Origin of the sequence: Pygmaiobacter massiliensis (assembly GCF_900199435.1) — a bacterium.
In the GTDB taxonomy this organism is placed as follows: domain Bacteria; phylum Bacillota; class Clostridia; order Oscillospirales; family Ruminococcaceae; genus Pygmaiobacter; species Pygmaiobacter massiliensis.
In genome coordinates, this window is sequence record NZ_OAML01000003.1 from 367,399 (window position 1) to 391,114 (window position 23,716).

16 protein-coding genes and 1 tRNA gene are annotated in these 23,716 nt (G+C 51.0%); 14 read left to right on the forward strand and 3 right to left on the reverse strand.

The window, feature by feature from the left end:
- Window positions 1-241: 241 nt before the first annotated feature.
- On the forward strand, window positions 242-2,980 hold the full coding sequence (locus tag C1A11_RS06350; RefSeq protein ID WP_242965858.1) for a peptidoglycan-binding protein: 2,739 nt from the start codon (window positions 242-244) through the stop codon (window positions 2,978-2,980).
- A gap of 482 nt (window positions 2,981-3,462) precedes the next feature.
- Here the strand turns inward: C1A11_RS06350 and C1A11_RS06355 are convergent, their stop codons facing one another.
- The 3 genes from C1A11_RS06355 to thrS all read right to left on the reverse strand — a co-directional run bounded on the left by C1A11_RS06355 (window position 3,463) and on the right by thrS (window position 6,601).
- Window positions 3,463-4,248 carry a peptidoglycan-binding domain-containing protein gene (locus tag C1A11_RS06355; protein ID WP_102049656.1) on the reverse strand — a complete coding sequence of 262 codons (786 nt, stop codon included), beginning with the start codon at window positions 4,246-4,248 and terminating at the stop codon, window positions 3,463-3,465.
- Between the two features lie 200 nt (window positions 4,249-4,448).
- Window positions 4,449-4,524, reverse strand: a tRNA-Lys gene (locus C1A11_RS06360).
- 139 nt (window positions 4,525-4,663) lie between these two features.
- Window positions 4,664-6,601 (reverse strand): threonine--tRNA ligase, encoded by a 1,938-nt coding sequence (gene thrS / locus C1A11_RS06365; protein WP_102049657.1) that lies wholly within the window; start codon window positions 6,599-6,601, stop codon window positions 4,664-4,666.
- Between the two features lie 596 nt (window positions 6,602-7,197).
- On the opposite strand from thrS, the gene rny reads away from it, so the two are divergent.
- From rny to C1A11_RS06430, 13 genes are all read left to right on the forward strand, one after another.
- Entirely contained in the window at window positions 7,198-8,754 is a 1,557-nt protein-coding gene (rny, locus tag C1A11_RS06370; RefSeq protein ID WP_102049658.1) for a ribonuclease Y, read from the forward strand.
- Between the two features lie 309 nt (window positions 8,755-9,063).
- On the forward strand, window positions 9,064-9,837 hold the full coding sequence (locus tag C1A11_RS06375) for a TIGR00282 family metallophosphoesterase (protein WP_242965859.1): 774 nt from the start codon (window positions 9,064-9,066) through the stop codon (window positions 9,835-9,837).
- Window positions 9,838-10,051: 214 nt separating this feature from the next.
- The gene (locus tag C1A11_RS06380) at window positions 10,052-11,578 is read left to right on the forward strand and encodes an ABC transporter substrate-binding protein (RefSeq protein WP_102049659.1); all 1,527 of its coding nucleotides are present in this window, start codon (window positions 10,052-10,054) and stop codon (window positions 11,576-11,578) included.
- A 33-nt stretch (window positions 11,579-11,611) separates the two neighbouring features.
- Window positions 11,612-11,962 (forward strand): Asp23/Gls24 family envelope stress response protein, encoded by a 351-nt coding sequence (locus C1A11_RS06385; protein ID WP_102049660.1) that lies wholly within the window; start codon window positions 11,612-11,614, stop codon window positions 11,960-11,962.
- A 97-nt stretch (window positions 11,963-12,059) separates the two neighbouring features.
- A complete protein-coding gene (locus tag C1A11_RS06390; protein WP_102051018.1) occupies window positions 12,060-13,742 on the forward strand; it encodes a DAK2 domain-containing protein in 1,683 nt (560 codons plus the stop codon).
- Window positions 13,743-13,969: 227 nt separating this feature from the next.
- Entirely contained in the window at window positions 13,970-15,190 is a 1,221-nt protein-coding gene (locus C1A11_RS06395; protein ID WP_102049661.1) for an MFS transporter, read from the forward strand.
- A gap of 144 nt (window positions 15,191-15,334) precedes the next feature.
- On the forward strand, window positions 15,335-17,386 hold the full coding sequence (gene recG / locus C1A11_RS06400) for an ATP-dependent DNA helicase RecG (RefSeq protein WP_102049662.1): 2,052 nt from the start codon (window positions 15,335-15,337) through the stop codon (window positions 17,384-17,386).
- A gap of 462 nt (window positions 17,387-17,848) precedes the next feature.
- Entirely contained in the window at window positions 17,849-18,568 is a 720-nt protein-coding gene (locus C1A11_RS06405; RefSeq protein WP_102049663.1) for a DUF554 domain-containing protein, read from the forward strand.
- A 303-nt stretch (window positions 18,569-18,871) separates the two neighbouring features.
- On the forward strand, window positions 18,872-20,050 hold the full coding sequence (locus C1A11_RS06410; protein WP_102049664.1) for an ABC transporter substrate-binding protein: 1,179 nt from the start codon (window positions 18,872-18,874) through the stop codon (window positions 20,048-20,050).
- Window positions 20,051-20,204: 154 nt separating this feature from the next.
- Window positions 20,205-21,086, forward strand: a complete 882-nt coding sequence (locus C1A11_RS06415) for a branched-chain amino acid ABC transporter permease (RefSeq protein WP_102049665.1) — start codon at window positions 20,205-20,207, stop codon at window positions 21,084-21,086.
- 30 nt (window positions 21,087-21,116) lie between these two features.
- The gene (locus C1A11_RS06420; protein ID WP_102049666.1) at window positions 21,117-22,145 is read left to right on the forward strand and encodes a branched-chain amino acid ABC transporter permease; all 1,029 of its coding nucleotides are present in this window, start codon (window positions 21,117-21,119) and stop codon (window positions 22,143-22,145) included.
- Window positions 22,142-22,900 (forward strand): ABC transporter ATP-binding protein, encoded by a 759-nt coding sequence (locus C1A11_RS06425; RefSeq protein WP_102049667.1) that lies wholly within the window; start codon window positions 22,142-22,144, stop codon window positions 22,898-22,900. The genes C1A11_RS06420 and C1A11_RS06425 overlap by 4 nt, the downstream gene beginning before the upstream one ends.
- A gap of 15 nt (window positions 22,901-22,915) precedes the next feature.
- Complete coding sequence (locus C1A11_RS06430) at window positions 22,916-23,620, forward strand: ABC transporter ATP-binding protein (protein ID WP_102049668.1); 705 nt, start codon at window positions 22,916-22,918, stop codon at window positions 23,618-23,620.
- Window positions 23,621-23,716: the final 96 nt, after the last annotated feature.

The window sequence follows — 23,716 nt, forward strand, 5'->3', positions numbered from 1 at the left end:
TCACAAAACAATCGATGCGGGTAATTTTGAAAAAACGCTTGCCTTAAATTAGAGCAAAGTGGTGGTGTTTTTTAATTTTACGCTGTGCAATATAAGCAGTTTGCCCAGAATGGTAAAAACTATTTTTGTAAAGGAAGGCCTCAAAAGATAAACTATAAAGCAGGCTGTTTAGGGGCTTATAAAGTAGCAGTTCTCTTTTTTGTCGCATATAGTGGAAAAAATGAGAGGAGAGGCCCTTATTATGACCAAATTTACCACAGAGGGTACTGGCTGGCTGAAAGTACAGATTACGACCGGCCAAGATGCAGTGCCTTTAGGAGATGTAAAGATTCAGGTGCTGCCCAGCGGCGGCACAGAACCTATTTACGAAGGCGTTACAGACGAAACAGGCGTTTTAGAGGGAATGCCATTGGCATGTCCGCCCCGTGCACTTTCTTTAGAGCCGGATCCGTCACAGTTGCCTTATGGTGTCTATGACTTGACTGCAGAGCTTGCAGGGTACAATACGCTTCGAATGTACAATTTTGAAGTGCTGGATGGCGAAGTAACCTTTGCGCAGCAAAATATGGAGCCTATTAACGAAACAACGGATGGCAGCCCGGTGCAGCCACAGGAAGACATTGTTGATACTCCGGAACATGGATTGTATGGGCAAGGCGGCAGCGGCCCGGCTCCCGAAGTCCCGCCGATTGTAGAGCCTGTTATGGCCTATGCAAGCCCAACGGCAGCGGTCGCTTTACTGGCCTATCAAGAAGTGGCCATCCCTGATACAATTACTGTGCATCTCGGCAGCCCTTCTTCCAGTGCCAAAAACGTTACCGTCACCTTCCGTGATTACATCAAAAATGTTGCCTCCAGCGAAATATACCCCACTTGGCCCGAAGAAGCTTTAAGAGCAAATATGCACGCCGAAATTAGCCTTGCGCTCAACCGAATTTATACCGAATGGTACCGCAGTAAAGGATATCCCTTCGATATTACCAACTCGACCTCCTATGATCAGTTTTATGTCCAGGGACGCACTATTTTCGATCCAATGAACCGCATCTGCGATGATATCTTCAACACTTACGTGCGCAAACTCGGCACCGTGAATCCTTATTATACCGAGTATTGCGATGGTAAATCGGTCACTTGCAAAGGCATGAAGCAGTGGGGCACCGTAACACAGGCGCAAAGCGGCAAAAATGCCTTGGAAATTTTGAAATATTACTACGGCAACGATATTGAAATCATTCGTACGAATAACATTAAAAATACCCCGGAAAGCTACCCCGGCACACCGCTGCGCGAAGGCAGCTCGGGCGTAGAAGTCAAAGTGATTCAGCGTCAGCTGAACCGCATTGCAAAAGATTACCCATCGTTTGGCACTACAAATGTAGATGGCGTGTTTGGCCCGGCTACCACCTCTCAGGTTAAAAAGTTCCAGAAACAGTTTAACCAAACGGCGGATGGCATTGTGGGCAGAAACACTTGGTATAAAATAAGCTATATTTATGTTGCCGTTAAAAAGCTGGCAGAACTGGGCAGCGAAGGTGAAAAGTCGACCGGTGATTTTGTCGAGGGTGAATACTCTAACTCTGCCCTCTATGTGGGAAGTCGCGGCAATAGTGTGTTCCAAATTCAGTTTTTCTTGAACGAAGTGGCGACTGCAACGCCGGAGATTCCGAGTCTGGCCGTAGATGGCATCTTTGGCTCTGGCACTCAAACCAGCGTGAAAGCGTTTCAGACCAAGTACGGGCTTTCGGTAGACGGTGTAATAGGTAGAAATACCTGGGATGCGATTTACCTTCAATACTCCAGCTTAGTATTAGATGAAATACCATATATTACTTCTCCGGGCCAATACGCCGGGGTGGTTTTAAAACTCGGTAGCCGCGGCAACACGGTAAAACGGCTCCAGTTCGCGCTTAATATGATTTCTCGCTATAATAGCAGTATTCCTACTATCGCGATGGATGGCATTTTTGGTGCGGGTACCGAGCGCTGTGTGCGTGCTGCACAAAGTTACTATGGGCTCCCTGTTGACGGTATCGTTGGCGAAGTTACCTGGGATAAAGGCTTTGAAGTTTATACAGACCTTGTCGGCAATATCATTGCCAACACTGCAATTCCTGGCACTTATCCTGGCGCTCCCCTTATGCTGGGTTCGCAAGGTTTGGCGGTTAAGGAGATGCAGTATTACCTCTACTTGCTTAGTGCGTACTATGGCGCTCTGCCTACCATTGCTTATGATGGCGTTTTTGGTAAAGCAACACAAGAAGCCGTGAAAATTTGGCAGCAACTGATTGGCCTGCCCGTAGACGGTATTGTCGGCCAGCAGACATGGACTTCGCTTTACACCCAGATCACCGTGCTGCATATCATTGACGGCTCCATCAGCGGCTTATTTGTAAAACCATACCCAGGCTCTCCGCTGCTACTTGGTATGGATGGTACGGCGGTGCAGTTTGTACAGTTCATGCTCACCTACATCAAGCCCTTCTACTCTGGATTGCTGCCGAATACGCCGCTTACTGGCGTCTATGATGTCGCGACAGAAAACGCAGTGAAGAATTTCCAGACCGAATTCAAAAAAACAGTTACTGGTGTGGTAGATGCAGCGACTTGGGATGCCTTGCTGACTATCTATTTCTCCTGCGCATCTAAATCCTACGGTCCCAGCCAGATTCCAGAAGGGGAGTACGGGGGATATGTACTGGTGCAAGGCAGCACGGGCCTACAGGTTTATCGCCTGCAAACTTATCTCAACAATATCGGTGCGCGTTACGACACTATCGATTACGCAACCCCGGACGGTATTTTAGGCCCTGAAACGATGAAAGTGGTAAATCAATTCCAGAAAGAGTTTGGGATTGAAGTCCTGCCTTATGTAGATCGGCTGACTTGGGATGCAATTTACAGCAATTATCAAAATGGTGCTTCCAGCCCGCAGTTCCAAGCGGTACTGAAACGCAAAAGAAAACTATCGCTTTTTTAAAATGACACGGCACAGCCTTTTCTGTAAGGTGGGTCTTAGAAAATCAATTTGATGGTTGGCTGCTGTGAAAAGATGTAATGCTATTAAAGTGCAGCAGCCCACTTTTAGAGTGGGCTGCTGTTTTTGCAGAAAATATTAATTGGTTCTACTTTGCGAAAACGCAGCGTATGCACAGTTTATAGTACAACAAAACGGTGTGGGCGCACCCACAGAGCGGCCTGGAGCCTAGTCGCTAATAAGATTGTTAATAAGTAAGAAGCGGTAGTATATGAAACAACTTGTATAAACAGGGGATAGAACTGTTGGCAGCGCTGCGCGGGCGTTTTTTTGAGTTGTGCTCAGCGGCAGTTAGCGAGCAGAAAGGGTATCTCCGATCGCTGTAATAAAGCAGAAGGCTGAGCCAACGGCTCAGCCTTCTGCTTTATTCGGGAAGTATTTCTGTTTCTATAGCGCGAGAAGTTTTGCTGTGCTGCGAATGCGGCTTAAAGGGTTGCGTTGAAAGCGACAATCAGGGCACTCCAAGTGGTGGAGCCAACGACACCGTCAATCTTCAGGCCTTTAGAAGCCTGGAACTGCATAACCGCATTCTTGGTAGCGTTGCCGTACTGTCCATCGATGGTCAGTTTGGGGATACTGCCGCCCAGCGCAGAGAGGTAGCTCTGCACGAAACGAACATTATCGCCACTAGAGCCAACAGTAAGCACATAGCCGGGATAGCGCGTGGTGACACGTAGCGGGTTGCCTACCTCAATGCTGCTTGCAGCAGATTTCAGCATGCCAAAACTTTGTTTGCCGTAAGAGCCATCAGCGGTGAGACCGAACTGCGGTTGGAACTGCCGCAGCGAAGCGGTAGAGCCGGAACCGTAAATGCCATCAAAACTGAGGCTTTGAATCGCGGTGTAAAGCGTCCGGACGTAGCCTAAGTGCTGCTGCATACTTTTTACGACGGCGCCTTGATCGCCAGCGCGGGAAACGATATTGCAGTAAACTTCTCCCTCTCCATAAATACTTGCATATTGAGCATAAAGCTCATCCCAAGTAGCGCCACCGGTTTTACCGTCAGCGGTCAAACCGGTGAGCAGCTGGAAAGTTTTAACGGCTGCGGTGGTGCCGCTTCCATATGCACCATCCACGGTGAATTTGGGGAGCTGAGGATATTTGCTCTGAACACCATTAAGCCAGGTTTGGACCATTGCGACATCGGGGCCGCTGCTTCCATTTTGTAAAACTACTCCGTAATACGGAGGCATTGCAACTGTGGTTGCCATAGGGCATCCCTCCTTTCTCTCACTCTATGCCGAAAAGGACGAAAGTGTGCGAAGAGGGTAGCAATGGCTGGAATAGCGTTTCAAATCCTCGTAACAGTCGGATTTAATCGATTTTTAGTGTAAAAGGGAAGCGGCGCCCGAAAAAGAAAAAGCAGAAAAAACAAAAACAGCTTGGTTTTTGCAAACCAAGCTGTTTTGTTTGGTGAACCACCGGAGATTCGAACTCCGGACACCCTGATTAAAAGTCAGGTGCTCTGCCGGCTGAGCTAGTGGTTCATAAGCTGCTGTCGTTTTGACGCTTGATAATTATAACAGTTAAAGGACAGGTTGTCAATACTATTTTACCCAAAAACAAAAAAGAAAACCAGATGAAAAAACACCTGGTTTTCTTTCAATTTTTGTATAAAGTGGCTAATTAAACGACTTTATTGTCGATTTCGGTGCGAATATCCGCAATAAACTGCTCAATTGTCTTGGTTCCGCCATTTTCTTCCTTACGGGCGCGAACGGCAACTGTATTATCTGCGGCCTCTTTTTCACCAACCACGAGCATATAGGGAATTTTCTCCAGCTGTGCTTCGCGGATTTTGTAGCCCATTTTTTCTGCGCGGTAGTCTACATCAGCACGAATGCCAGCAGCACGCAGCGCTTTGTGCACCTTTTCGGCATAGTCGTGGTAGTTTTCGCTGATGGGAATTACCATGACCTGCGTGGGCATTAACCAGGTGGGCAGAGCGCCGGCAAATTTTTCAAGCAGCAAGGCAATGGTGCGCTCGTAGCAGCCAAGGCTGGTGCGGTGAATAATATACGGATATTTCTCAGAGCCGTCTTTATCGGTATAAGTCATACCAAACTGTTTTGCCAGCATCAGGTCAATCTGCACCGTAATCAAGGTATCTTCTTTCCCGTGAACATTTTTGACCTGGATGTCAAGCTTGGGACCATAGAAGGCTGCTTCGCCGACCGCTTCGGTATAGTTGATGCCGATGTCATCGAGGATATTGCGCATCAGGCCCTCGGCCTCGTCCCACATTTCAGGGGTGCCGATATACTTCTCGCGGTCATTCGGGTCCCACTTAGAGAGGCGATAGCTTAGGTCGTCAATCAGGCCAACGTCGGTCATCACTTCTTTTGCCAGCTTAACACAGTTCATAAACTCTTCTTCGAGCTGGTCTGGGCGCAGTACCAGGTGCCCTTCACTAATGGTGAATTGACGCACGCGAATCAGGCCATGCATCTCACCGGAGGCTTCGTTGCGGAAGAGGGTAGCAGTCTCGCCATAGCGAATCGGCAAGTCGCGGTAAGAATGTTTTTCCGAAAGATAGACATTATACTGGAACGGGCAGGTCATCGGGCGCAGGGCGAACACTTCTTTGTCCTTTTCCTCATCGCCCAGCACAAACATGCCGTCCTTGTAATGGTCCCAGTGGCCGCTGATCTTGTAAAGATCACTTTTCGCCATCAGCGGGGTACGGGTCATCACATAGCCGTATTCATTCTCCTCTTTGTCCTGCACATAGCGGTTGAGGATTTGGAACAGTTTTGCACCTTTCGGCATCAGCAGGGGCAGGCCCTGGCCAATGCAATCAGCGGTCGTGAAATATTTCAGCTCGCGGCCAATTTTATTGTGGTCGCGTTTTTTTGCCTCTTCAATGGCAGCCAGGTGTGCTTCCAGCTCGCTGGCTTTCGGGAATGCTGTTGCATATACGCGGCACAGCATTGCCTTGTTGGAGTCGCCGCGCCAGTAAGCGCCGGTTGCGCTGGTCAGCTTGAATGCTTTGATAGCACCGGTGCTCATCAGATGGGGGCCGGCGCAGAGGTCGGTGAAATCGCCCTGGCGGAAGAAGGAGAGTTTTTCGCCTTTGCCAGCGTGCTCTTCGAGCAGCTCCAGCTTGTAAGGTTCGTCTTTCATCAGCTCGCGTGCCTCTTCGGCAGTCGACAAGAACTGTTCAATCGGCTCGTTTGCTTTGACGATTTTCTTCATCTCAGCTTCAATTTTCGCAAGGTCTTCTGCAGAGAAAGGTTTTTCTACGTCGAAGTCATAGTAAAAGCCACCGTCAATGGCAGGGCCGATGGCCAGTTTTGCTGCCGGAAATAGGTGTTTGACGGCCTGTGCCAGCACATGGCTTGCAGAATGCCAGAAGGTCTTTTTGCCGTCTGCATCTTCAAAGGTCAAAATCTCAAGTGCGCAGTCTTTTTCCAGCGGGGTGCGCAGGTCGACCACGACACCATCCACTTTGGCGCAGGTGGCAGCACGGTAAAGCCCCATGCTGATGTCCTTGGCAATGTCTGCAATCGAGGTGCCGGATTCATACTCCTTCACAACGTCGCCTTTCAGCGTTACTTTTATCATAACGATATCCTCCTTTAAATGTAAGATATTACTAAACATAAACTATGCCGTTGCAGGCGGAAAATAAAAAATGCTCCACCCCAGAAAACTGGGATGAAGCATCGACTACAAAATCAAAAGCTCCACGGTTCCACCCGTATTGCGCATTGCAAAAAAGAATGCGCCGCTCTATGGAAAGGTAACGGTATCCGGCCGGCTGGGGTTCGCCCCTGCGCTCCGCGGTGGTAAAACTGCACTGGTTCGTACAGGGCTTTCAGCCGGTGACCCTGCTCTCTTTCCAAACATTTGCGGCAGTTTATTGTCCGCATCAAAGCTTTTTCGTGTTTATCAGTGTACACCCCCTTTTTCGGATTGTCAACACCCGGGTAAAAAAAGGGAGTCGGGCGCAAAAACGGCATCGGGGACGATAAGATAAAATTCTCTGATTTTTTTCAAATTTTTTTAAAATCTGCAAGGGGGAGAATCTGCTTGACAAGCACCCGTGAAAAGACGTAAAATATTCTCATAGTGTATGTAATTACCAAATGAATATATATACATTAAAAAAAATTATGGAATTTGAATGGAATTTCCGTTCAAAAGTAAGGAGCCCTTTTATGGTATCAACAGCAATTGCTGTGTTGATTGCCGTTGTTGTGGGTGCGATTACTGCTGTCCTCGGTTTTTTCGGGGGGCAAAGCTACCGTCGCAAGGTTGCAGAGCAGAAACTCGGCTCTGCTGAAGAAGAAGCAAAAAGAATCATCAACGACGCCATCAAAACAGCGCAGCAAAAGAAAAAAGAATCCGCTATCGAAGCGAAAGACGAGCTGTTCCGGCTGAAAGCAGAAGCGGATAAGGAAATCAAAGACCGCCGCAGCGAAATCAGCCGCCAAGAGCATCGCCTGGATCAAAAAGAAGAAAACATCGACCGCAAAACCAACGCGCTTGAGAAAAAAGAAGAAGACCAGCGCAAACGCGCAGAGCTGATTGAAGCCCGTCTCGCTGAAATCGAACAGATGAGAGAGCGTGAAGTGGAAAAGCTCGAGTTCATCGCAGGCCTCTCGCAAGAAGCTGCAAAAGAAATGCTGCTTGCAAGACTGGACGAGGAACTGACCCACGAGAAGGCATTGAAAATTGCCGCTTACGAAACCCAGACCAAAGAAGATGCCGACAAACTGGCAAAAGAGCTGATTACACAGGCGGTTTCCCGCTGTGCAGCAGATCATTCCAGTGAAATCACGGTTTCGGTGGTTACGCTGCCGAACGATGAGATGAAAGGCCGTATCATTGGCCGCGAGGGCCGTAACATCCGCGCGCTCGAAACGGCAACCGGCGTAGACCTCATCATCGACGACACTCCGGAGGCTATCACGCTTTCCAGCTTCGACCCGGTGCGGCGTGAAGTTGCCCGCATGACATTGGAAAAACTGATTGCAGACGGTCGTATCCACCCGGCCCGCATTGAAGAAATGGTGGAAAAATGCCGCCGCGAAATGGACGCAACCATGAAACGCGAAGGCGAACGTGCCGTAATGGACGTTGGTGTCCACGGCCTGCACCCAGACCTTGTAAAACTGATCGGACGTCTGAAATACCGTACCAGCTATGGTCAGAACGTACTCAACCATTCTATGGAGGTCGCTTATATCGCCGGCCTGATGGCTGCCGAACTTGGCCTCAACGTAAATATGGCAAAACGCGCAGGTATGCTGCACGATATCGGCAAAGCACTCACCCATGAAATCGAGGGCAGCCACGTCGGTATCGGTGTGGATCTTGTGAAGAAATACAAGGAGAACCCGGCGATCATTCATGCAGTGGAAGCACATCATGGTGATGTAGAGCCTTCCACCCCGCTGGCATTCATTATCATGGCAGCAGATGCCATCTCGGCTGCACGCCCCGGCGCGCGCCGCGAGAACGTAGAAAACTATGTCAAACGTCTTGAGGATTTGGAAGCAATTTCTTCCAGCTTCCCCGGCGTTGAAACCAGCTACGCAATTCAGGCAGGCCGCGAGGTGCGCATCCTCGTTAAGCCGGAGGTGGTAAGCGACGACCGCTTGACCATCCTTGCACATGACATCGTGAAGAAGATTGAGGACGAACTGGAATATCCCGGTCAAATCAAGATTAACGTCATTCGCGAAAACCGTGCTACCGACTACGCAAAATAATCTGCATAAAGGGTCTGCTGCTTTGCGGCAGGCCCTTTTTACACCTGCTGCACAAATGGGAAACGCCCGGTAGCAAAGCCGTGAAAAATTGGTAAAAAAGACATGGCACCGCTGAGAATGGCATATTTTCAAATCGACACGGGCAAAAGTATCGAAAAGGAATTTGCTGCAAAGCCGGTACTTTGCCGAAAAAAACGACTGTGAACACCAAGGTGAAGCAACGAGCAGGACCAGTATATCGTATATTTTTATAAAAATTGCCCTGGCAGTACTGCCGCGTGGGTGATGTGCGAAAGGAACCAAACCATTATGATTAAAGTGCTATGTGTCGGAGATGTTGTGGGGACGCCAGGCGTGGATTTTTTATGCCGCAGGCTGCCCTCGCTCAAACGCAGTACCGGGGCTGACATTTGTGTTGTGAACGGAGAAAATGCAGACCCCTCTGGCAAAGGCATTACCCAGGCCATCGCCGAGGATATCTTTTCGCACGGGGCGGATGTAATCACCACCGGGAATCACTGTTTTTTCCGCGCGGGGGATAGCTTGTATGAAGAAAACGAATTTCTGCTTTGCCCGGCCAATTTCCCGGGCGCAGAGCAAAACGGCTGGTGCGAGCTGGATTTCGGGCGTTTTAAGGTGCAGGTGATGAATCTTTCAGGCTCAGCCTTTTTAGAGCCGCTGGGCAACCCCTTTGAAACGGCAGACCGCTTACTGGCACAAAGCAGTGCGAAGGTGCGGATTGTGGATTTTCACGCCGAATCGACGGCAGAAAAGCAGGCCCTCGGCTGTTATCTTGACGGCAGGGTTTCGGCACTGTTTGGTACCCATACCCATGTGCCAACGGCAGATGCAAGGGTGCTGCCAAAAGGCACCGGCTATCAGAGTGATGTCGGCATGACGGGTCCGCGAGAATCCGTGATTGGTGTTGTGCCGGAGCTGGCCATTCGCAAACAAAAGACCCACCGACCGGTCCGGTTTGCAGTGGCAGAAGGCCCCTGCCGCATGGATGCCGTATTGTTCACGATAGACGAGGCCACCGGGCGCTGCCTTTCCGCAGAAGGCATACTCACAACAGAAGGTTAGCGGCAAAAACGGAAGTTTGGCGAATTTTTGCGCAAAATAGAACAAAAGCAGATTTTTGTTTTGCTTTGGGCAGGTTTGTCTGTGAAAAAGCGAGGTTTTCTTTGACGAGCCGCAAAAAACGCGGTATAATAGCTCGAATCAAAAATTTCCTTTCCGGCGTATCAAACGATTACTGCTGTGTTTCGCGGGATTTCGGTCAAAGGAGGACTGTAAAATGAAAAAATACTCCAAACGGCTACTCGCACTGCTGCTTTGTGGTTGCTGTCTGCTGACCGCCTGCGGGCAATCCGATAAAACATCAAATTCTTCAGCGGAACAGACACAGGCTCCTGCGCCGTCTCAAACGGCAGCGCATGAGGTTGTGCTCGCGTATGCCAAACAAGAGGGTTTTAATCCCTATTTGTCCACCAATACACTCGTGCTCCAGTGTGCACAGCTCCTTTATACCAACCTGGTGACGATTAAAGACGATTTCTCGCTGGAATATCTTGCGGCTGCCGATGTGCAGCCAAGTGGAGAAAGCGTGCGCATTACCCCAGGCAGTACCACATTTGCAGACGGAAGCCGCGTTGAAGCTGCTGACCTTGCGGCAAGCATTGAGGCTGCCCGTGCCAGCAAGCTTTACGGCTCTCGCTTTGCAGGCGTTACCAGCGTACGAACAGAGGGAGATGCCGTCGTGGTTACCCTCAGCGAGCCGGATGCGCTTTTTGCCTACCTGCTCGATATACCTGTGATGAAAGCAGGGCAGACCGGAGAAAAGCAGCCGATGTCGAGCGGTCGATACTTGGTAGGCGCTGGGGGCAACACCCTTGAAGCAAACGGTTGGTTTGCCGAAAAGACCATCTTTGATACCATTACTTTAAACCCTGTAACTGCCTATGATGCTATTGTTTCCGGTGTGAACATGGGCAACCTTAGCCTTTATGTGTCAGAGCAGGATGCTGACCTTGCGGGCAATAATATCTGTCATACGGCCTATTACAATCTCAATCACCTCATCTTTCTTGGCATCAATGCGGCGAACCCGGTGGCGAACCAGCCGGCAATTCGCAGTGCGCTGAACCTCGGCGTGTCGCGCCGGCAGATTGCTGACAAAGCGTATTATTCCCGCGCATATGTTGCGACAACGCTTGCAAACTCCCGCTATCCCTTTTTGGACGGCACTCATACGCTGCCGGCGGATGCCGATGTGGCTGCTGCCAAGGCACAGATTGAATCATTGGAGTATACCTATGACACCGCAACCGGGTATTACCAGGATGCTTCGGGCAAACGGCTCTCGCTGGAGCTGCTGTGCTATTCGGGCAATAACTTTAAACGCTACCTTGCCACCCTTGTAAAAGAGCAGCTCAAGGATTGCGGGATAGAGATCATTTTAGTGGAAGAAAATGACTTTGCCGCCTACCACGAAAAAATTGCGTCTGGGCAGTTCTCTCTATACATTGGCGAAGTAAAGTTGTATAATAATATAAATATGTCGCCTTTCTTTTCTGCATCCGGGGACGTACATTATGGCATTGTGCCAAGCGAAGCACTGCTTGGCGCTTACCGTGCCGCAAAGGCGGACCTTACTGCATATGGCGCATTTGAGCAGGCGTTTGCTGCCGAGCTGCCGTTTTTACCGCTTGTGTATAAAAACGGCGTGGTCACCTACACCAAACAGCTCAAGGGCTTTACGCCCACCATCAGCGACGCATTCTACGGCTTTGAACAAGTCAGTTCCGTGTCTGCCAAAAAATAACGCAGACACCTACAAAGGAGTGTAGTGACAGCTATGATTAATTTCTACAATACAATGGGCAAAATCAGCATGACAGGCGATTACTTTGCAGGCCTGGTTTCTGCGGCCGCAAGCAGCTGCTACGGCGTTGCCGAAATGGCAACCAGCGGCACCGGCGATACGCTGAAAAGCTTTGTTTTCGGCTCTGATTTCCCCGATAAGGGCGTGCGTGTCACCGAAGAGAACGGTAAGCTCATCATCGAGCTGCACATCAAGGTCACCTATGGCCTCAATATCACCGCCATCGTCCGCAGCATCACCCATAAGGTGAAGTATGTGGTAGAAGAAGCCACCGGCCTGACGGTGCGGCGCATCAACGTTTCGGTCGATGATATCGTCGGCTAAAAGTTGCCGGCAACTGTGTCAACCAGTGCTGCCTGCGCTATGCGAAAAGCGCGGCAAACGGCAGCGTGAAATCTTGATATATTTAGGAGTATAAATGATGATTAAAGGTTCTGTTTTGAGAGACAGCATGATCAGCGGCGCAAATAGTATTGCGAACCAGCGCAGCCAGATCGATGAGCTGAACGTTTTCCCTGTCCCGGATGGAGATACCGGCACCAACATGAGCATGACGGTGACCGCGGCCAAACGCGAACTGGTAAAACTGCCGGACGACTGCACCGTAGAAAAGGTAAGCTCCGTTGCTGCCAGCAGCATGCTGCGCGGCGCACGCGGCAACTCCGGTGTTATCACCTCGCTTTTGTTCCGTGGTTTTTCTAAAGCGCTTGTGGGCAAAAAAGAGGCCAGTGCCGAAGATTTGGCAAGAGCTTTTGAAAGCGGCGTTGCAGCGGCCTATAAAGCCGTTATGAAGCCGACCGAAGGCACGATGCTGACCGTGGCGCGTATGGGCGCAGAAGCAGCAGCTGTTGCCGAAACAGAAGACACCACAGAAATGTTTACCATTATTCTCGACGCTGCAAAAGTAGCGCTTGCCAACACCCCCGAGCAGCTGCCCGTGCTGAAAAAAGCAGGCGTTGTAGATGCTGGCGGTGCAGGCTTTGTCACCATTTTGGAAGGCATGCTCAGCGTGCTGCGCGATGGCGTGATGGTGGAAGGCGAAGCTTCTGAGAAAACAGCAGAAGAAAAAGCGAACTTCGTACCGAAGGGCGTTTACGCTGCTGAAATCGACCCCAACATGAAAAACTTCTACTGCACCGAGTTCCTTGTCAACAAAAACGACAAGGCCAGTGCGGTGAAACTGCGCGCTTTCCTCGAAAGCATCGGCGATTCGGTTGTAGTGGTGGATGATGAAGATATCATCAAAGCCCATGTTCATACAAACGATCCCGGCAAGGCACTTTCTTCGGCAATGCTGCACGGCTTTTTGAGCAACATGAAAATTGAGAACATGAAAGAGCAGAATGCAGAGCGCCAGACCGAGGGAAAAGGCCTTGAAAAGCAGGCCGAGGCAGAAAAGAACCCTAATGCGGGCAAATTTAAATATGCTGCTGTTGACCCCGACACCGCTTATGGCTTTGTGGCTGTTGCAGCGGGCGACGGGTTGAAAGATATTTTCACCGACATCGGCGTTAACGCCGTGGTTTCCGGTGGCCAGACCATGAACCCCAGCACCGAGGATATCCTTGAGGCAATCCACAGCGTGCCGGCAAAAACTGTGTTTGTGCTGCCCAACAATAAAAACATTATTATGGCTGCTGAAATGGCAGTGGACATTGCAGACCGCAAGGTCATCGTACTGCCCACCCGTACCATTCCGCAGGGCATCAGCGCTATGCTGAGCTTTGACGATGCTGCCGACGCAGAAGCCAATGCCGTTGCAATGATGCAGGCCGCCGACCGCGTGGCCACCGGCCTTGTTACCTTTGCTGCGCGCAACAGCGACTTTGACGGCCACAAAATTAAAGAGGGCGAGATTCTCGCACTCGAAAACGGCAAGCTGTCCTTTACCGAAAAAGACCTCACCAAAGCGGCTGTCAAACTGGCACGCAGCATGGTGAAAAAGGATTCCAGCTTCGTCACAGTCATCTCCGGCTGCGATGTTAACGAAGAGGATGCGGAAAAACTGACCGAGCAGATTTCGGCCAAAATGCCCTCTGGCGTAGAGGTTACCCGCCTCAATGGTGGTCAGCCGGTTTACTACTATATCATCAGTGTAGAGTAAGCAAGCCCCTAAAGCATCTACTCAGGCACCCACAGAATACACTCTGTGGGTGCCTTTTTCACCGGTCTTTCAGCGCAGCTGCAGCCGCAAAATCTTCTTTGATTTTAAGCCGCTGCAACGGACGGTTTCGTGTAATATGGCATACGATTTTACATAAGAATAAAAATTTGCAGCACAGAGCAAAAAAACTGCCATGTGCTGCCCAGGCAGTTGCAGAGAGGAACCCCATGCCAACCGAAAACAAAAGCTGGAAGCGGAAAACAGCACTTTTCCTGCTGAGCCAGAATATTTCTATCTTTGGCTCCTCCGTTACCGGGTACGCCATCATTTGGTACATCACGCTGAAAACTTCTTCCGGCGTTTATATGACAATGGCAACCCTTGCCTCTATGCTGCCGCAGATGTTTGTCACCCTTTGGGGCGGTGTTTTTGCAGACCGCCATAACCGCAAGTGGATTATCATGCTTTCGGATGGGTTCATCGCCCTTTCTACACTGGCGCTTGCCTGCGCATGGATGGCGGGCGCGCAAAGCATTTCGCTTTTGCTGCTGGTTTCGGTTATTCGTTCGATTGGCTCCGGCTTACAAAGCCCTGCTGTCGGCGCACTTTACCCGCAAATCGTGCCTGCAAGCGGCCTAGCACGGGTCAACGGCATCAACCAAACGCTAAGCTCCATCTTGCTCTTGCTTTCGCCCGCTGTTGGCGGTGCGATACTTGGCGGATTTGGCATGGAATGGGCGTTTTTGCTTGACGTTGTGACGGCGGCCCTCGCCATTGTTGTGATGGCCTGCCTTAAGGTGGAGAAGGTGCAGCGCACCGAAGCGCCAGAATCTGCCCTTGCGGAGCTCAAGATTGGGCTTTCGTTTGTGGCACGTCAGCGGCTGCTGCGCAGTGTAATGACAGGCGTTGGCGTCTGCTTTTTTCTGATGACACCAGCGGCGTGCCTGACAAATATTCTTGTCGCTCGCACCTATGGCACAGAGGTTTGGCGGCTCACTGCAAACGAGCTTGCCTGGACGCTGGGCAACCTGGGTGGCGGCATATATGTAGCAATCCACGGCGATTTTAAGCAGAAAATCAGAGCCGCATCAATTGGGCTGGCTGGGTTTGCGCTCTGCGTGGCACTGCTTAGTGCAGCAGGCAGTTTCTGGGTTTACCTTGGCGTTATGGCGGTTTCAGGCGTATTTATGCCGATTATCTCCAGCAGCCTCACAGTGCTGATTCAAACACATGTTGCCCCTGAAATGATGGGCCGTGTCTTTTCCATTTTGCAGATTATCATGTCCGGTGCAATGCCGGCCGCGATGATGGTGTTTGGACCGCTTGCCGACATCGTGTCTATAGAGTTGCTGTTGCTGGTTACTGGTGTGTTGCTTGCCGCTTACGCTGCATTTTTCTGGCGCACAACGGAGGAACCACCCCCACCGCCCCAAACCGAAAACAAATAAAATGCCAGGCAGGTGCACAAAACAGTGCGCCTGCCTGTTTTGCTTTTAAACAAAGACGAAATATGCAGAGCCGAGAAAAAGCAGGATAAATCGGCTGTGTTTTGTGCTATACTTTAGACAAGCAAACGCGAAAGGAGTGCGGCAATGGACGTCAAAGACAGCATTCAATTTTTAAAAGGCGTAGGGGAAACACGGGCAAAACAACTGGCAAAGCTGGGACTTTTTACCGTGGAAGATTTGCTGCGCTTTTATCCGCGTGGATATATCGATTATAACCATCCCTACCCGGTCGCAATGGCCCCCTATGAGGGGATGTGTGTGGTAAAGGCTACCGTCTACGGCAAGCAGCTGCCCATGCGCATCCGCGGCGGCCGCACCATTTACCGTGTTACAGCGGGTGACGATACCGCTGGTTTGCTGCTCACTTTTTTCAATTCGCCTTATGCGGCACGTGGGCTGGAAGAGAACCGCGATTACCTGTTTTATGGCCGGGTGGGTGGTGCGCTGGCACGCCGCGAGATGGTGAGCCCCACCTATGTACCGGCAGATGGCAGTCTGCCAATGACTCCGGTTTATCATCTTACCGAAGGTGTCAATTCGAAATATATTGCAAAGCTGGTAGGCACCGCGCTTACAGGCTGCGGCGCAATTACAGACCCCCTGCCGGAAGTGCTGCGCCAAAAGTATCGACTACCGGATTTACGCCGGACGCTGGAAATGATACACACCCCGAAAAACGAGGATGAAGTCACTGCTGCCCGCCGTCGGCTGGTATTTGAAGAGCTGTATTATCTGCAGCTTGGCATGAAACTAATGCGGAGCATTAACCTGCGTGCCAACCGTGCGGTGATGGCAAATACTGACTTAACTGCCTTTTATAATGCGCTGCCCTTTACGCCCACCGGGGCACAGCAGCGCGCCATTACCGAAATCGCATCAGACCTTTGCGGCAAAACGCCCATGAACCGGCTGCTGCAAGGCGACGTTGGCAGCGGTAAAACGCTGGTGGCTGCCGCCGCTATGGTAATTGCCGCGCAAAACGGCTTTCAAAGCGTGCTGATGGCACCCACCGAGATATTGGCCCAGCAGCACGCGAATACGCTACAGGGTATGCTGCGCCCGCTTGGTATAGAGGTGGCACTGCTGACGGGCAGTGTGCGTGCAAAACCCCGCCGCGTCTTGCTGGAGGCAATCGCCACCGGAGCGGCACAAGTAGTGGTGGGCACCCACGCCGTGCTGAGCGACGACGTGATATTTCACCGCTTGGGATTTGCTGTTACGGACGAGCAGCACCGGTTTGGTGTACGCCAGCGCGGCCTGCTGGCGGCCAAGGCAGAAAGTCCGCATCTGCTGGTGATGTCAGCAACACCAATTCCCCGCACTCTCTCGCTGCTGCTTTTCGGCGAACTCGATGTTTCGATTCTCGACGAGCTGCCGCCGGGGCGTACTCCCATCAAAACTTATGCTGTCACTACCGCGTTGCGCGGCCGCATGTTCGGCTTTTTGGAAAAACAGATTGAAGCGGGACGGCAGGTGTTTATCGTCTGCCCGCTTATCGACGAAAGCGACGGAGATTCTCCGGCAGCACATGAGATGCAGGCAGTTACGACCTATTTTGAAGAGGTCGCAAAGCAGTTTTTGCCGCACCGACGCATTGGGTTGATGCACGGCAGACTGCGCCCTACCGAAAAAGCGCAGGTAATGCAGCAGTTTGCAAGTGGCGAGCTTGATGTTATCTGCTCCACTACCGTGATTGAGGTCGGCGTGGACGTGCCGAATGCAAGCGTGATGGTGATTGAAAATGCCGAGCGTTACGGACTTTCAGCACTGCACCAGCTGCGTGGACGTGTTGGACGTGGCGCGGCAGAGAGCTTTTGTATTCTGGTCAGCGACCACGACAGCGAAGAGGTTCACAGCCGTCTTGCGCTGATGTGCCATACCAACGACGGATTTGCAGTCGCTCAGTACGATTTGGAGCACCGCGGCCCTGGCGACTTCTTTGGCGAGCGGCAGCACGGCCTGCCCCGGCTGAAAGTGGCAGATGCCATGCAGGATGCGCGGGTGCTGGAGACCGCAGCAGCAGAAGCAGCTACATTGCTGAGCGAAGATCCAAAGCTGACCGCACCCAAGAATGCCCCGCTGCGCCATGAGGTAGAGAAGTTGTTTGAGCTTGGTGGCGGCCTTGCCATCAACTAAACGGCGGGTTGCAGTGCTTGCCGTAAATCGGTAAAAGAATATGAAATAGAGTTGTTTTTGCTGCACCACCTATTTCAAGCTGTTTTTGATTTTGCCTTAGACTGTTTCTCACTTAAAACGAGCTTCGAGATACAAAAGACCGCAGCCCGGTGAACAAAGATCCTTTACCCTGCTTTCTAAATTTTTTGTATTTTAAAACAGCGACAGCCATAGTGTGCTGCCGCTGCTTTTTTTATTGTAGAAAAGTATGATGTATTAAAAATTAAGCTTATATTAAGCATTTTGTCTCAAAATGTTTTCGCTACATCGTTTTTTGATTTGGCTCGTATGCGCCGAAAAATAGCTTGCAATCCCACCTTGTCCGCGTTATTATGAAAAATATGTAAAAATCGGAAGTGCTCCGGCTGGGGAAACCGCAGACAAAGTTTTAGGGAAAAGGCCGGAAACAGGAAGGGGAACACAATGACGGGAACATTGGTGAATGCAGGTGCAATCGTTGCCGGAGGTTTGGTCGGCATGCTACTCAAAAAGGGCATGAAGCCGAATTATGAGGCGTCTATTCACAAAACACTCGGCGTGGCAGTGCTGATTTTGGGCCTTAACGGCGTAATTGGTGCGATGTTTCGCGTGGGGGAGGGCGGACGCATTTCGTCTTCCGGCGAGCTGCTACTGATTGTCAGCCTTGTAGTTGGCACATTTTTAGGCGAGTTGTGGAGGATTGACGACCGGCTTAACGGATTTGGCACGAAAGTAGAAAAGAAAATCGGCTCGGCTGGGTTTGGCGCCGCTTTTATCAACGGTACACTGATTTATTGTGTTGGTGCGATGGCGATTGTCGGTGCATTGAATGATGGCTTACAAGGAGATGCTTCGGTACTCTATGTTAAAAGCTTGCTTGACGGCATCAGCTCTATTATCCTCGGTGCAACACTCGGGGCAGGCGTTTGCTTTTCTGCTGTGCCGGTACTTATCTATCAAGGTGGTATTACATTGCTGGCAGGCAGTGTGGCGCCTTACTTGCAAGGTGCGCTGCTGGATCAGCTTTGCATGGTAGGTTTTGCTTTGGTTGCTTGCATTGGGCTGAACTTTATAAGTGAAAACCTTAAAATCAAAACAGCAAACATGTTGCCGGCGCTGCTGGTGCCGATTGTGTGGCAAGCTGCACAGATGTTAAGGACATGACGAAATAAACAGAAAAAGAGAGACTTTTTGTGGAAAAGGTCGCTCTTTTTTGTTGCTGCAACGCAAACAAAATAAAATAATTATGACACAAAAGTTACAACTTTTTTACTATTTCAGAAAAACATAACCTCTTTTTTGTATATTGAGCCAACAAAAAATTAAAATTTTTAGGAAAAACTTGTAAAAGGATACCATTGCCAACCGAAAACGCTGCCTTTATAATGGACAACAACAACCCGAAGCAACGGTGCGGGGCGCATTGGTTGCGAGAGAAGTTTGGGTGACATAGAGGAGGAAAAGTATATGAAAAAATTTGTATGTTGTGCACTCGCAGCAGCAATGGCAATGTCGATGGTCGCCTGTGGCGGTGCATCGAGCAGTGCACCGGCAGCATCCGCCGCAGGTTCTTCTGCCGCCGCTACCGGCGACACCGTAAAAGTTGGTGTGCTCGGCCCTCTGACCGGCGCAGTTTCTGTTTACGGCATTAACGTTACCAACGGTGCTAAAATGGCAGCCGAGGACGTAAACGCCAAAGGCGGTGTACTGGGCAAACAGGTCGAAGTTGTGCTTTATGACGAAAAAGGCGACGAGACCGAAGCTGTCAACGCCTACAACAAAATGGTAGACAACGACAAAGTGGTTGCACTGATTGGCGACGTTACCACCACCCCGACCCTTGCGGTGGCACAGGCTTCTCAGGAAACCGGCCTGCCGATGATTACTGCTTCTGCTTCTGCACAGGCAGTTACCGAAACCGGCGAAAACGTCTTCCGTGCTTGCTTCATCGACCCCTATCAGGGCGAGCTGATGGCAAAATATGCAGCTGAGAAGCTGGGCGCAAAAACTTATGCTGTGCTGTATGACGACACCAACGACTACAGCCTCGGTGTTGCAGAAGTCTTTCAGGAGACTGCAGACGCTGCCGGCATGACCGCAGCTTCTGTGCAGACTTACCAGAGCGGCACCCCCGACTTTAAGAGCCAGCTGACCGAAATCAAAGCGGCAAACCCCGACGTGCTCTTTATTCCGGTGTATTACGAAGATCTTGCCCTCATCACTGTGCAGGCCAAAGAAATGGGCATCAGCGCTAAGCTGATGGGCGCAGACGGCTGGGACGGCGTACTTGGTAAACTGGACGACAGCAACAAAGACGCTGTAAATGGCGCCTACTACTGCAGCCAGTATGCACCCGACAGCACCGACCCCGCTGTTCAGGACTTCATCAAACGTTACACCGATGCCAATGGCGAAGCACCGAACATGTTTGCACTGCTTGGTTATGATGCAATGCGCATGATGCTTCAGTCCATCGAAGATGCTTGCAGCACCGATTCTGCTGCAATCGTAGAAGCGATGACCAAACTGGAGTACGAAGGCCTTACCGGCAACATGACTTTTGACGAAAATCGCAACCCGGTTAAATCGGCTGTTATCCTCACTTTTGAGAATGGCACCACCAAGTTTGTTGAAAACTTCGGCTAAGCCGACTCATCTAAATACGACGCTGGAAGTAGGGCGATTTGCGAATCGTCCTACTTTTGGCCGTTAGAATTACAAGCTTTACCTCCGTCTTTCACGCCCCATTAAGACGATACCGCGTGCCGAGGGCGCGCCCGGAAAGGAAGGATCATCTCTCATGAAATTTGCTTCACAGATCATCAACGGCCTGTCGCTTGGCAGCATCTATGCCTTGGTAGCTTTAGGTTACAACATGGTATATGGCATTGTCGGCCTCATTAACTTTGCACACGGCGACATTATTATGGTAGGCGGCTACATGGTCTATGTTGCCATGGTGGTGGCGGGTGCTCCTTTGTGGGTCGCTGTGCTGGCTTCTATTCTGGTCTGCGCGTTCACGGGCATTTTCATTCAGCAGGTCGCATATCAGCGACTGCTCAATTCCGGCGCGCCGCGTATCTCTCTGCTCATTACCGCTATCGGCGCTTCTATCTTTTTGCAGAACCTGTTCCAGATGCTGTTCTCATCTTCCGGCAAATCGATGCCCAGCATGATTACCGGCGCGCCGCTGAACATTGGCAGCCTGCAAATCAGCCGCGTTACAATGGTAACCATTGCGGTTTCTGTTTTGCTGATGGCTGGCTTGCAGCTTGTTGTAAAAAAGACGCGCATTGGCAAAGCCATGCGTGCCACCAGCGAAGACGCCGGTGCTGCGGTACTTATGGGCATTAACACAAAACGCACCATCGTGTTTACTTTTGGCTTGGGCAGTGCCCTTGCTGCGGTCGGCAGCGTGCTTTACAGCTCGGCCTATCCGCTGATTACCCCGTACATGGGTGGTATGCTTGGCTTAAAAGCTTTTGTCGCAGCGGTACTTGGCGGCATTGGCAGCCTGCCGGGCGCAATGCTTGGCGGCTATCTCATCGCGGTCAGTGAAAGTCTTACCAAAGCGTTTGGCCTTTCCAAGCTGACCGACGCAGTGGTATTCGGCATTCTCATCGTCATTCTTCTGGTGCGTCCGGCAGGCCTGCTGGGCAAAAACACCAAAGAAAAAGTTTGACGGCTGCGCCGGAAAGGAAGGATTTTCACTATGCCTAAAAACAAAAAAAGTTCTTATCTGCTCACGCTGGCGCTGGTTGTGGTGCTGTATGGCGTTTCTGCATTTCTCGTGGCATCGGGCAGAATTAACAAATACGTCAGCGGCATCCTCGTGATGGTGCTTGTCAACATTATTCTTACTGTCAGCTTAAACCTTGCGTCCGGATTTCTCGGGCAGCTGGTGCTGGGCCATGCAGGATTTATGAGCGTCGGCGCCTATGCTTCGGCCTTGTTCACCCTTAACTCCGGGCTTCCCATTTCGGTGGCGTTTCCGCTTTCTATCCTGATTGCAGGTGTGGTAGCGGTGATTTTCGGTATCCTTATCGGTATCCCGGCGCTGCGGCTGAAAGGCGACTACCTCGCCATTATCACGCTCGGCTTTGGCGAAATTATCAAAGTACTAATTAACTTTTTCGATTTTACCGGCGGCGCCCGCGGCCTGCGCGGTATCCCCCGTGTGGTAGATAAAAGCAGTGGCATTAGCGTTGAGTTTGTCAAATTCAGCTATGCATTTTTCCTTGCGGTGCTCACCATCTACCTCATCACCGCCTTTATCCGCAGCCGTCACGGCCGTGCAGTTATCGCAATTCGCGAAGACGAAATCGCAGCCGAGGCTTCCGGCATCAATACTACTTACTACAAGCTGCTTGCCTTTGTCATGGCTGCGTTCTTCGCGGGCGTTGCGGGCGCACTGTATGCACACCATCTGGGCGTTTTGAATCCTGCCAAATTCGATTTCAACTACTCAGTCGAAATTTTGGTCATGGTCGTGCTCGGCGGTATGGGCAGCATTACGGGCTCGGTTGTTTCCGCAATTGCGCTTACCATTTTGCCGGAGTTGCTGCGCGGTTTCTCGGATTACCGCATGCTGGCCTACTCGGTTATCCTTATTCTTGTAATGCTGTTTAAACCGACTGGTTTGATGGGTGGCTACGAGTTCTCGCTGAGCCGGCTGGTCCGCAAACTGCGTGGCAAAAACAAAGAAAAAGCAGAGCAGGAGAAAGTGGGGGCAGCAAAATGAGCGTTTTAACAGCAAAAAATATCTCGGTCGTTTTTGGCGGCCTCAAGGCAGTAGAAGACTTTTCTATTGAAATCTCCGAAGGCGAACTTGTCGGCCTCATTGGCCCCAATGGCGCAGGCAAAACCACTGTTTTCAACCTGCTCACCGGCGTTTATCAGCCCACTACCGGCAGTATCACGCTGAACGGGCAGGATGTAACCGGCAAAAAGCCGGAGCAGATTGTCAGCATCGGCGCAGCACGTACCTTTCAGAATATCCGCCTGTTTAAACAGATGACGGTGCTGGATAATGTGTTGGTGGCGGATAATGGGAGCCGTACTTACAGCGTGGCATCCGCACTGCTGCGTACCACGAAATACTGGAAAGAAGAAAAGGCTGCCCGCGAAAAAGCAATGGCACTGCTTTCGGTATTTGGCATGGAATCGCTTGCGGATGCCACCGCAGAAAATCTGCCTTATGGCAAACAGCGCAAGCTGGAGATTGCCCGCGCACTGGCTACCAACCCCACATTGCTGCTTTTGGATGAACCGGCGGCAGGCATGAACCCGACCGAAACCACAGAACTGATGGAAACCATTGCGTTGATTCGCGAAAAGTTTAAGGTGGCCGTGCTGCTGATTGAACATGACATGAGCTTGGTAACCGGCATCTGCGAGCGGGTAATCGTGCTGAACTTTGGCAATATTCTTGCACAGGGCACCCCGCAAGAGGTTACCAGCAATCCGGAGGTCATCACGGCCTACCTTGGCGAATAAAGGATGGAGGAACATATGTTACAAGTACAAAATATCAACGTCAGCTACGGCTCCATCCACGCCATTCACGATGTTAGCTTAGAGGTGCACGAGGGCGAAATTGTTTCGCTGATTGGCGCAAACGGTGCAGGTAAAACCACCATCCTGCACACAATCTCTGGGCTTAAACGCCCGGACAGCGGCAGCATCGTGCTGGAGGGCCACGACCTTGTGAAAACGGACCCGCCGAAGATTCTCACGCTTGGAATGGCGCACGTGCCCGAAGGCCGCCGCGTCTTTCAGCGGCTGACCGTGCAGGAAAATCTGGAGCTCGGTGCTTATATCCTAAAAGACAAAGACCAGATTCAGGAGCTGATGGCAGAGGTTTATCGCCGTTTTCCGCGTTTGGATGAGCGCAGAAAACAGCTTGCAGGCACTCTTTCGGGCGGCGAGCAGCAGATGCTTGCCACCGGCCGTGCGATGATGACCGGTGCGAAAATGATTTTGATGGATGAGCCGTCGATGGGCCTTTCGCCGTTGCTGGTAAAAGACATCTTCCGCATCATTGAAGATCTCAATGACCAGGGCAAAACCATTCTTTTGGTGGAGCAGAATGCAAAAATGGCCCTTTCGATTGCCGACCGAGCTTACGTGCTGGAAACCGGCAAAATCGTTATGTCGGGCGATGCCCATGATTTGCTGGAGGATGATAAAGTCCGCAAAGCATATCTGGGTGCATAAACTCGCCCACAAAAGGCGCAAAATAAGACGAAATAAAACACCGCTTGCCTGAGGGCAGGCGGTGTTCTCTGTTTGTGCTTTTTCTGCACCTGTTCA